Here is an 11,577-nt window from a genome sequence, read left to right on the forward strand (position 1 = left end):
AATGATTTCTTATGACGCGATTTATTCATGACCTCTTTGCCAAAGAATACCTGGAGGAATTGCTGTCACCACTCGGAACGGTTAATATCGGCCGCGATGTGACTTCAGAAGTCCGAGAAATCGATGTTTATTTCACTCCCAGCACCGCCATTCCCGAATACTCAGAAACCCTGGGATTGTTGGGGAAAATGGCAAACACAACTGCAATTTTTGAACCGTTTCGCAATCCGGCAAACGTCAGCGAAATTTGTAGCTGTCTGGGCAAGTTATTGGATGTGCGAGGTGAATTGGAGCGAAAATTTAGGAGAGAAAATACTCGCTATGATGACGCTCAGTTACCCAAACTGTGGATTTTGATGCCCACAGCATCGAAAGCATTGGTAGATAGCTTTAATGCGATACCAGACACAGAGAACTGGATGCAGGGAATTTATTTTTTGGGGGAATCTTTGCGAACTGCAATTGTGGCGATTCACCAGTTGCCAGAAACTCCAGACACCCTGTGGTTGAGGATTTTGGGCAAAGGGGGAGTGCAGCAAAGGGCTATTTCCCAATTAAGCGCTTTAGCAACAGACGATCCGTTGCGGATTATCGCGCTAGAATTGCTGTATCGGTTACAGTCAAATTTAGTAACCGATGTGCCACAAGAATTAGAGCCAGAAGAGCGGGAGTTAATTATGGCCATTGCACCACTTTTTCAACAACAAATACAAGCAGCCCAGCAACAAGCTAGAGAAGAAGGACTAGAACAGGGACTAGAAGAAGGACTAGAACGAGGACTAGAACGAGGGTTAGAACGGGGACTAGAACAAGGGCTAGAACAAGGGCTAGAACAAGGGCTAGAACGAGGCAGACAAGAACAACAGCGCTTAATCTTAGAAAACTTTCTGCGAGTTCGATTTGGAGAATTAAGTCCAAAAATGACTGCTTTTTTATCTCCAATATCCAAGTTGGCGGCGGCGGAATTTACAGTGCTGTTGCTGGCAATATCGATGTTAACAGTCGATGAAACAGGGCGAGAAGCAGCGGTTAAATTGTTAGCTGAAAGTGCGTTGCAAATACGATCGCCTGAATTGGGCGATCTTCTGCCTACAGCAGTTACTAATTTATTGGCATTGCCTGTAGCCGAATTGACATTGTTTGTAGAACAACTGCCGCAGTTATCGGCTGATGAATTGAGGGACAGGTTAGGAAAAACACCTGACTAAAACCTGCGATCGCAGCCATAAAGGGATCTCGCTCTTTATGGCATTTAAATAATTATCAAAGAAAATTCCTAGATTCTGTCGATCGCACTTAGCAATTGGACTGCGGGCCTAAAATCAAGTGCAGCAGACCGTCGATGAGTCGATCGCGCTCCATTGGGATAATATCTTGGCCGTGCATCATATGCTGCGTTAACTGAAAATATACCAGCGATCCAATAAAAATCCGCGCCGTTGCCTCCGGATCGGGCAATTTTAACTCTGGATGCGATGCCAAATATTGAGTAAGCCGATCGATACCCGGTTTAGCTAAGTTTCTCACAAAAGTCTGCGCTAGCTGGGGAAAACGCCCCGACTCCGCAATCACTAACCTCACAAAATTGAGAAATTCAGGTTCCTGCGTCACCTGCTCTAATAGAGTTGTGGCAACGAATCGCAGCGCTACGGCGGGTTCTTCATCCAGAACTGTAAAATGGACTTTTTTTTGCGCCAGCCGCTGTACCAAGGCAACGAATAATCCTTCTTTATCTGCAAAATAGCTGTAAACCGTGGCTTTGGAAACTCCCCCCGTCTTCGCTACCTTGTCCATACTTGTGCCCGCGTAGCCGTGGGCTAAAAATTCTTGCATCGCACCTTGCAGGATTTGCTCGGTTTTGTCACTTGCTGCTGCGTCTGGTTCCATAGATTTTGTCCTTGCCATATCTTGCTTCTGTAATTTTTATTTGGGCTCTTGACATTATTATACTGAACGGTTTAGTATTAAAACATATCAGAACTAAACGGTTTAGTTTTATTACTCAAAAAGAGGTATGTCATGGTACACCAACCAACAGCGGACAGCTTATCCTCCACTCCATCCCTAGTTAAACAACTCCTAGTTGTGGCAGCAGTAGCAACCCTGGCGGCAGGGGGAACCACAGGCTACACGATCTGGCGATCGCGCATACCCGATCCCAACGCAGTAGCCGCAGCAGCAGCCGTCGCAGCATCCCAATTAACCACAGTTACAGCCTTGGGGCGACTGGAACCCAGAGGAGAAGTAATTAAAGTCTCCGCCTCCGGTGCGGCGGAAGGAAACCGGATCGATCGACTCTTAGTAAAAGAGGGAGACATGGTGAAAACAGGTCAGACGATCGCAATTTTGGACAGCCGCGATCGCCTGCAAGCGGCCCTCGACCAAGCTCAAGAACAAGTGCGTGTCGCCGAGGCAAATCTAGCAAAAGTCAAAGCAGGAGCCAAAAACGGCGAAATCCAAGCCCAAAAAGCGACTATTAGCCGTTTACAAGCCGATCGCAGCAACGAAATCACAGCGCAACAGGCGATCGTTGCCCGTCTAGAAATCGATCGCAGCACCGAAATCGCAGCGCAACAAGCCACAATTGCTCGCTTGAGGGCCGAACAGCAAGGGGAAATTCAAACTCAAAAAGCCGCAATTGCCCGCCTACAAGCCGAACTCCGCAACGCCCAAAGCGAGGATCGGCGCTATTGGCAACTCTATGAACAGGGAGCAATTTCCGCCTCAACTAGCGACAGCAAAAGCCTCGCCGCCGAAACAACTCAACAGCAACTCAACGAAGGAAAGGCAAAACTGAATCAAATTCAGCAATCTCGCCAACAACAAATTAACGAAGCCCAAGCCAAATTGAATCAAATTCAGCAATCTCGCCAACAGCAAATTAACGAAGCCCAAGCCAAACTCAGCCAAATTCAGGAATCTCGACAACAGCAGATTAATGAAGCTGCGGCAAATCTCGATCGTATCGCCGAAGTGCGTCCCGTTGACATAGCAGCAGCCGCCGCCGAAGTCAGTTCCGCCGCTTCAGCCGCCAAAGGCGCCAAAGCCAATCTGGCTCTAGCTTACATTCGCTCTCCTAGAGATGCCCAAGTCCTAAAAATTCACACATATCCAGGCGAAAAAGTGGGGAATGACGGCATTGTCGAACTCGGACAAACTCGCGAAATGCTGGCTATTGCTGAAATTTATCAAAGCGATGTGGACAAAGTACGCATTGGACAATCAGCTAAAATTACTAGCGATTCTTTCAAGAGTGAATTGCAGGGAACTGTTGAACATATCGGCTTACAAGTGCAGCGCCAAAATATTATTAACACCGATCCTTCTGCGAATATTGATAGTCGAATTGTGGAAGTAAAAGTGCGCTTAGATGAAGCTTCCAGCCAGAAAGTAGCGGGATTAACCAATTTGCAAGTCAAAGTGGCGATCGGCGGGAATTAAGGATTAAGAAGTTTTTAACCACAGAGAGCGCAGAGAACGCAGAGGAAGAGAAGAGAGAGATGAATAATTTCGACTTTAATTAAAGATTAAGAACATGACTGACGAAATCCACAATCTAAAATCTAAAATCCTATGCTTGGACTAATCAAACCATTACAACAATTAAGAAACAGAACTCCTCTTGGATGGCTACAACTTAGTCACGACAAAGGGCGAATGGTAGTAGCAGTAGCGGGAATTGCCTTTGCTGACGTTTTGATGTTCATGCAGTTGGGCTTTCAAAATGCGCTTTTTAGCAGCAATACGCGCCTGCACCAAACTTTGCAAACAGACATAGTTTTGATTCACCCGCAAGCCAGAAATTTAATTAATTTGTCTTCTTTTCCCAGGCGCAGATTATATCAGGCAATGAATGTACCGGGTGTGAAATCAGCCGAGCCGCTTTACGTCAAAATTGGCAACTGGAAAAATCCCGAAACTCGTCGCGAAACGTCAATTATGGTGGTCGGTTTCAATCCCGATCGCCCTGCATTTGCGTTGCCCGAAGTCAACCAAAATTTGAACTCGATTAAATTGCCGGATACTGTGTTATTTGACCGAGCTTCTAGAGGTAATTATCAAGCAGCTATCGCACAAATCAATCAGGGAAAATCTGTTAAAACAGAGGTCGATCGGCGCACAATTAACATCAGTGGTTTATTCACAATTGGAGCATCTTTCGCCGCTGACGGTATTTTGATGACCAGCGACCAAAATTATTTGCGCCTATTTCCCAGACAAAATGCCACGAGTGTTAATGCCGGATTAATTCAACTGCAACCGGGTGCTGACCCTGTGGAAGTTCAACAAGTTTTAAAGGCATATTTGCCGTCGGATGTCAAGGTATTGACCAAACAAGAATTTATCGAGTTTGAGAGAAATTATTGGGCGAATAATACTGCGATCGGCTTCATATTTAACTTAGGCGTAGCGATGGGTTTCGTAGTAGGAGTAATTATCGTTTACCAAGTCCTATCAACCGATGTCAGCGACCACATGGCAGAATACGCTACTTTTAAAGCAATGGGCTACCGCAATATTTATTTGCTTGGCATTGTTTTTGAAGAAGCTATAATTCTTTCTGTTCTCGGTTTTTTGCCTGGGGTAGGAGTTTCGGTAGGACTCTATCATTTAACTCGCAATGCAACAAATTTACCTCTATACATGACTATAATGCGGGCAGTTACAGTATTAATTTTGAACATGGTAATGTGCAGTATTTCCGGAACTATTGCCACTCGTAAACTGCAAGCAGCCGACCCAGCCGATATTTTTTAATCTGCATTTCGTAGATAACTCGGCGGTTAAAACCGCGAGACTAAGAAATAAAAAGTAAACGGATATTTAAGCCGGATTTTGTATCATATCAAATCCTCGATTCATCCGAATTATTCATCTCTCTCTCTGTGTTCTCTGCGCCCTCTGTGGTTAAAAAAATCCGAATCTTTTAAATTATGCAATCCACTACCCTCAACCCCACAACCGACAACTTACAGATTTCTGAGCCAGTAATTTCCCTGCACAAACTCGACCACTACTTCGGTCAAGGTCAACTGCGAAAACAGGTACTTTTTGACATCAACCTAGAAATAAATGCAGGTGAAATCGTCCTGATGACCGGGCCTTCTGGTTCGGGAAAAACCACGCTTTTAACATTGATTGGCGCACTGCGTTCTGGTCAATCTGGTAGTCTCAAAATTCTCGGTCAAGAAATGTGCAAAGCGAGTGCAGACCAATTGGTAAAGGCGCGGCGCAAAATAGGCTACATTTTTCAAGCGCACAACTTGCACCGCAGTTTGACCGCACTGCAAAACGTGCAAATGGGTTTGGAAGTTCACGGCAATTTGTCGCGTTCCCAAATGCGCGATCGATCGGCAAAAATGCTAGAGTTAGTAGGACTGGAACAGCGGATTAACTATTATCCAGATGATTTGTCGGGAGGACAGAAACAAAGAGTTGCGATCGCCCGCGCTTTGGTCAGCCAACCGCAAATTGTTTTAGCTGACGAACCGACAGCCGCGCTGGACAGCAAATCCGGCCGCGAAGTTGTCAATTTGATGCAGCAACTAGCCAAAGAGCAGGGTTGTACTATTTTGTTAGTAACCCACGATAACCGAATTTTGGATATTGCCGATCGCATCGTTCACATGGAAGATGGCAAATTAGCATAATTTTTAACATACCAAAGAATAGACATCATATCATTTCCGGTTACACCGGAATGATGTTGACTGTTGACTGTTGACTGTGCACAGTGAACAGTCAACAGTCAACAGTGAACTCGAATTTACTATTCCGATGCTAACGGATTTGATATCACCCATAACTCCCCCATTTTCAATTTTGGATGTCAAAATTTAATCCAAAATTCCCAACCCCAATCTAAACTTGTCCTTGAACTGTTGACTAATTGCTAACAACCAATCCTTGCCGGTAACTACCCAATTTTTGCAGGTACATTGCTTCTAGTTTCGGCAGAGAGGATTCCACGGAACCGCCATAACGCCGAAAAGAAGGCCAGATGTAAGCGAGTTTTCTGACTGCTGACTCCAATCGACCCGCTTCTATATCTTCTAATGCACCTTTTTCTCGGATTAACTCTATAGCCATCAAATCTTGATTTTCTGGGCTGAAATCGCTGACGCTAAATTTTTTGGCAAATCTGTCCCAAGTTGTACTGAGAAACTGATATCGCCCCGCTGCGTCTGAACAGAGTTTTTTGCCATAGCGGCGGCCGCACCTCATTTCCCTGGGATGATCTTGAAAGCTGACAAATTTCGTGCCGGTGTACTGGGTGCGGTAGCCGTCGGGGCTAGCGGTTCCTTCGGCGGCGGCAATCGTGTCGAGAAAGGCTTTGACTCGACGTTCGGGCCCAATGCTATCGAGTCGGCTATCCTGTCTCGGATCTGGTGAATTCAGGGTTCCAGTTTCGGTTGTTCGATCGCGATCGATATTATTCTCTCCTTTGTCTGCTGAACCGAGGGCCGCAACTTCCGGTAGGCGTTTCGGGGCGGGCGAGCTTTCTGCCGAGACCGATTGCCCCCACAGTCTCGGCGTCATTCGACCTAAGAAAAAGCACAAACAGATTAACAAAGTCCACGAAAGTTTAAAACGGAGGTGTTTGGACACTTGCCTGCGCTGCCGCACAGGCCACCCCTGCAGAGGGAGGGCTGCGGGCAAGATTCCCGTTTGCTGGCCGAAGGCGAACAGCGATTTCAGCGCTAGCAAGGTTTGCTTGTAGAAACCGGGTGCAAGTTTGCTCACCCTCATTGCTGCGGCGAAAGTCTCGACATCTGTCAGAGTCACTTCTGCCAGCGGTTTTTCTACAAACAGCCGAAAACGGTTGGCCGCCTGCCAGCTAAAGCGCTTGCTGCGGGGGGATTTGCGCTCCACCCACAGGCGAATTAGCTCGATGTCGGAAATGGGTTGTAGATGGCTTCCCAGATGTTCTGGCGCGTACAAGAGTACCTCCTGATATCACTTCTAGTTGAAGGTTGCCAGTTAGAACGGATGAGTGAAATAGGGATCAAGGGAAACTGGGTTCAACCATATTAAGTGATACTACTAAGCGCTCACGGGGTCAAGCTCAAGGGCCGATTGTTCGAGCAGTTGAGTGTAAGTTTGAACTTGCTGCAGGGGTTGGGATTTTTTCAACTCCATTCCCACCCAAGAAGACAGCCAGTAATTTGTGTGAACTAACGGATATTGAAAGCCTGACTCTAACTGAAACTTCTGAAATTCTTGAACAAAGATTGGTAAATATCCGTAGAGTTCGTCGCGCGGAATAAATTCTTGCGGCCCTGCTACTAGCCGAATTGTCCGGCAATTGGGACTGTGCTGTACAATTCTTGCTTATTGGCGATCGGATGAGCGGGTGAACATATCAACTTGCCACCCCTGTTTAGCCAGAGCTTCCCCTACTTGACGCACGTAAACATTTTGCCCGCCCGCTTCTTCTTTGCCAATTTCCACAGCGGGATCGCCGTGTACGGAGATGAGACCGATGCGTTTTTTAGTTAATGAAATCATGATTGTTTACCAAAAATTAAAAATATTTCAGGAGAAGATTGAAAATGCAATTTTGGCTGCAGCGCCGGGACTCGAATCTTCTAGCTAATTTGTATTAAATAGAAAAGGCTGGATCTAGAAATCATCCTTCAGGGATAAGTTACAGGGAAAAATTGACAGACGACTTCCTTCTGCTGACAGAGACGTGCAGCAGCTCAAACTCTAGATAATCTAAATAGAAATGAATGAGGGTGAAGGGAATTTCCTGGATTCTGGTGGGTGTAAAAATCGCACCTGCTTTCAGCTTGGTGTTCGAGATGCGAGGTCAGTCGAAGGTATAATTTTTACTTCTCTGGATAAATAGGTAGGGATTTGGAGAAAGCAGAAGTATGTCGCCCCGAAAACAGAATGTTACAGGGTAAGAAAAAAAAAGCCAAATTATTGCATTGAAAATTTTTCTTTCTTTCCGCCTTCCGCCTTCTGCCTTTTTCCCTCTTCCTTCTGCGTTCTGCTTCTTGCTTCTTATCTCAAACTAGGGATTCTGGTTTAACCTCAAATTTCCCGTTTGTGTAATGTTAAGAGTTCTTCCGATGTTTGCGTGCAAAGGATTCATTTTCCTTTTTCGATGTTGAGGATATTGTTTCGCGAAGTTCGCATTCTGGAGCCGTATCGGTTAGCCCAAACTTGGGTAAACTCGGCACCTAAGAAGAGAATTTGAGCGGAATAATTAATCCAAAGCAGGATAATCACGAAGGAACCCGCTGCACCGTAGGTAGAGGCGATACCGCTACCTCCGAGGTAAGCTCCAATTAGGGATTTGCCGATCGTAAACAGCACTGAGGTGATGGCAGCGCCTATCCAAACATCGTTCCAGGCAAGCTCGACATCGGGCAAGAGTTTGTAAATTAAGGCAAAAAGCATCGTGACTACGCCAAAGGAGAGAGCAAAATCCACAATCTGCCAAATGCCGACTGGTAAGTGCAGCAAGTCGTTCAACCAAGAGCTGATGGCTGCTAAAACGGCGCTAATTACTAAAGATACTAGCAGTAGAAAGCCTATGCCTAAAATCATTGCAAAAGACAATACGCGGTCTTGCAGGAATCCCCAGATCCCACGTCCGGGAGGCGGTGAAACATTCCAAATAGTATTGAGGGCTTCTTTGAGATTAGTAAACACGTTGGAAGCGCCCCACAAAAGTGTAGCGATGCCGACTAAAGTAGCAATCATTCCCGACTTGGGTTCGGAGGCTTTGAGAATCAGTTCTTGGACAGTTTGGGCGCCATCTTTACCGATTAAACTTTGCAGTTGGGTGACGATTTGACCTTGGGCTGCGTCTGCACCAAAGACTAAACCCGCGATCGCAATTACGATAATTAGCAACGGGGCGAGGGAGAAGACTGTGTAATAGGCTAGGGCGGCGGCTAGGGTTGGGGCTTTATCTTTTTGCCATTGACTAAAAGTTTCTTTTAGCAGCGATATGACTGTTTTTAATTTCACGGCTTTTGGTTTCCTTATACTTAGCGTTCACCAAGGGATTATAAGCTGTTAGGGGTTTTTTAGCGTCGGCCACAAGATAGATTTATCGATTAGCAAATTCGGAAAATTACTTTTATGTCAGATTCCAACACAACTGTTAACAGCACCGATGTAAACTTGTCCAAAAAAGCAATGTCTTGGGCAAAATTGAGCGCCTTAGTAGCGGTGGTCAATTTATTGCTGGTGCTTTTCCATTTCAGTTACCTTCAGTTGCGCCCTGTTTATCAGAGCTTTTTTCCGGGTTTAGTTAAAATTTATGACCCAATTAAAGGCATTGATTCGAGTTTGCCAAATCCCGAATTTTTGAAAAGCGCTGACCAGTTTTGGCGAATTGATACGTTTTTTATCGGTTTTTTTGGGGCGGAGTTTTTGATTAAAAGTCTGTTCCATACCCGCCGCAAACCGGGGGTAACTTGGTTTGATTTTGTGCTGAGGCGCTGGTACGAGGTGTTTCTGGTGATCCCGATTTGGCAGGGGTGGCGGATTCTGCCGGTATTGGCGCGGCTGCACAAGTCGGGTTTGGTGAATCTCGATCGCGCAGTTGCTCAAGTTACCTATGAACCGGTGGCTTATTTAGCCAATACGATGTCGGAATACATGATGGTGCGATTTATCAATCAAGCTAAAAGTTCGATCGAACAGGGCGACGCGGTGCAGATGTTGCTGGCGCAGCAGCCGTACCTTCACGTCAATCAGGAAAATACGATCGAACAAATTACCAAGCGGATTTTAGATCTGACAATTTACAAAGTTTTGCCACAGGTGCAACCGGATTTGGAAGAATTGCTGCACCACAATTTGGAAACAACAATCAAACAGTCGGATTTTTATCAAATCCTGCAAAATTTCTCTCCGATTAACATTTTGCCGACGGAGATGACGGAACAGCTAGCGAATTATTTGGCTCAAACTGCTGTTGATGTGGTAGCTACTACTTATGAAGACGATAAAGGTCGAAAAATTTTAGATAATTTCAGCCAAGAATTTAATCAAAGTTTGCGGCGGGAATTGCAAGATGAGAAAACTCTAGGGGAATTGCAGTCGCTGCTGTCGGATTTGTTGGAAGAAGTGAAGTTGAATTACATTCAAGGCGGGTTGAAGTCCGATCCGGTGCAGACTTTTACGGAAATTAATTCGCTCCGGGGAGTAAGGGAGAGTTGATACAGCAATGAGTTGCGGTTTTGTGAATTGGATTCTTTTTTTTACTCACATCTTGCATCATTGTCCAGAACAGGCCGGAAAGCCTGTTCCACAATAAAATTTATCTCTTGTGGAACAGGCCGGAAAGCCTGTTCCTAAACAAGTAATTTAGAATGGTGCAATATCTCAGTTAAAACGAACCGCGAAGACGCCAAGGGCGCGAAGGAAGAGAAGAGAAAGAGTTCACAAGTTCTACGGGTAAGGTGCGCCTCGGCGCGCCTACGAATAAGGGTAGTGGGGATATCCGATAGCTGAGGCAGTCAATCAATCTGAATCGACAGCTAAAATAAACGTATTAGTCAAAAACATCTATCCTATTAGATATCTATCTTGAACAACCTTGCTTGCCTGGAAATAGAAGTCGCCCAAACACTGCTGAGATTAGCAATGTTGCTGGGATTAACACTTTTAATCGCATTTTTTGTGGCGGCAGAATTAGCATTAGTATCAGCCGATCGCCATCAAATCCGCCAACTGGCTCACTTGCGCGATCGCCCAACCGCCCAAACCGCCGAACTCGTACACCAAGCGCAGAAGAACATACCGCATTACCTGTCGGTGACTCAAACAGGCACAACGGCAGGGAGCTTGCTGTTGGGTTGGTTGGGCGAGAGTGCGACTGTACACTGGATCGAGCCGTGGATCGACAAATTGCCGATCGGTCATTTACCCGCCATGTTGAGCGCTCATTCGATCGCAGTTCCCGCAGCTTTTATCTTAGTAACTTACGTCGAGATAGTATTAGGAGAACTCATCCCCAAAGTATTAGCAACCCACGCCCCAGAACGCACCGCTTTGCTGCTGATGCCAGCCCTAGAAATCTGCTCAAAAATACTGTGGCCGCTGCTAGCAATTCTCAACGGTACTGTGTGGCTGCTGACCGGTTGGATTACCAGTAAAAAGTCGGAGCCCCTGCTGCAAACTTCCGAAGCCACTATCATTCAAAAAGATGCTCATTCAGCACTGATTTCCGGCATCTGGGAAGTAACAGCGGTTAACGAAAAACTCGGCTTAAACCTGCCCGCGAACCAAGCGTACCAAACAATCGCCGGATTCGTGATTCACACTTTGGGTAAAATGCCCACTCAGGGCGATCGATTCTTGTGGGGCGAATTAGAAATAGAAGCAGCAACTGTAGTAGAAGGCAGTTTAGAAACAGTGCTAGTGCGTCAGGTAACTCGCCCCTTATTTGAAATTCAACATCCACAACTCGTGTTAAATTGAATTACTACAAGTAGGGACAAGGATTTCTCAACTCTTTATCTTCCCTTCCATTCTCTTCCTTCGCGTACTTTGCGTCTTCGCGGTTCGTTTCAATCCTGAGATTTGAGACTAACAAATAATCCCAAACCT

At 45.8% G+C, this 11,577-nt stretch carries 9 protein-coding genes and 1 pseudogene; 6 read left to right on the forward strand and 4 right to left on the reverse strand.

Annotated features, from left to right (window positions below; translation table 11 throughout):
- The first annotated feature begins 11 nt into the window (after positions 1-11).
- A complete protein-coding gene (locus QUA44_RS02245) occupies positions 12-1,208 on the forward strand; it encodes a flagellar assembly protein H (RefSeq protein ID WP_333247585.1) in 1,197 nt (398 codons plus the stop codon).
- 88 nt (positions 1,209-1,296) lie between these two features.
- Here QUA44_RS02245 and QUA44_RS02250 read toward each other — a convergent pair whose 3' ends face one another.
- The gene (locus QUA44_RS02250; protein ID WP_333247584.1) at positions 1,297-1,905 is read right to left on the reverse strand and encodes a TetR/AcrR family transcriptional regulator; all 609 of its coding nucleotides are present in this window, start codon (positions 1,903-1,905) and stop codon (positions 1,297-1,299) included.
- A 114-nt stretch (positions 1,906-2,019) separates the two neighbouring features.
- Between QUA44_RS02250 and QUA44_RS02255 the strand changes: the two genes are divergently transcribed.
- From QUA44_RS02255 to QUA44_RS02265, 3 genes are all read left to right on the forward strand, one after another.
- The gene (locus QUA44_RS02255) at positions 2,020-3,441 is read left to right on the forward strand and encodes an HlyD family efflux transporter periplasmic adaptor subunit (RefSeq protein WP_333247582.1); all 1,422 of its coding nucleotides are present in this window, start codon (positions 2,020-2,022) and stop codon (positions 3,439-3,441) included.
- Positions 3,442-3,573: 132 nt separating this feature from the next.
- The gene (devC, locus tag QUA44_RS02260; protein ID WP_333247580.1) at positions 3,574-4,758 is read left to right on the forward strand and encodes an ABC transporter permease DevC; all 1,185 of its coding nucleotides are present in this window, start codon (positions 3,574-3,576) and stop codon (positions 4,756-4,758) included.
- A gap of 176 nt (positions 4,759-4,934) precedes the next feature.
- The gene (locus QUA44_RS02265; RefSeq protein ID WP_333247578.1) at positions 4,935-5,651 is read left to right on the forward strand and encodes a DevA family ABC transporter ATP-binding protein; all 717 of its coding nucleotides are present in this window, start codon (positions 4,935-4,937) and stop codon (positions 5,649-5,651) included.
- 235 nt (positions 5,652-5,886) lie between these two features.
- Here the strand turns inward: QUA44_RS02265 and QUA44_RS02270 are convergent, their stop codons facing one another.
- The 3 genes and pseudogenes from QUA44_RS02270 to QUA44_RS02280 all read right to left on the reverse strand — a co-directional run bounded on the left by QUA44_RS02270 (position 5,887) and on the right by QUA44_RS02280 (position 8,985).
- Positions 5,887-6,942 (reverse strand): glycoside hydrolase family 104 protein, encoded by a 1,056-nt coding sequence (locus QUA44_RS02270; protein ID WP_333247576.1) that lies wholly within the window; start codon positions 6,940-6,942, stop codon positions 5,887-5,889.
- Positions 6,943-7,086: 144 nt separating this feature from the next.
- Positions 7,087-7,509: pseudogene (locus QUA44_RS02275) on the reverse strand (glycosyltransferase); the annotation flags it as partial.
- A 588-nt stretch (positions 7,510-8,097) separates the two neighbouring features.
- Positions 8,098-8,985, reverse strand: a complete 888-nt coding sequence (locus tag QUA44_RS02280; RefSeq protein ID WP_445243618.1) for a YihY/virulence factor BrkB family protein — start codon at positions 8,983-8,985, stop codon at positions 8,098-8,100.
- A gap of 114 nt (positions 8,986-9,099) precedes the next feature.
- Between QUA44_RS02280 and QUA44_RS02285 the strand changes: the two genes are divergently transcribed.
- Together QUA44_RS02285 and QUA44_RS02290 are read left to right on the forward strand one after the other, a co-directional pair.
- Positions 9,100-10,185: a hypothetical protein gene (locus QUA44_RS02285; protein ID WP_333247574.1), complete on the forward strand. Its 1,086-nt coding sequence runs from the start codon at positions 9,100-9,102 to the stop codon at positions 10,183-10,185.
- Between the two features lie 369 nt (positions 10,186-10,554).
- Entirely contained in the window at positions 10,555-11,448 is an 894-nt protein-coding gene (locus QUA44_RS02290) for a CNNM domain-containing protein (RefSeq protein ID WP_333247572.1), read from the forward strand.
- Positions 11,449-11,577: the final 129 nt, after the last annotated feature.

Source organism: Microcoleus sp. N9_A2, assembly GCF_036701775.1.
Lineage (GTDB): Bacteria > Cyanobacteriota > Cyanobacteriia > Cyanobacteriales > Microcoleaceae > Microcoleus.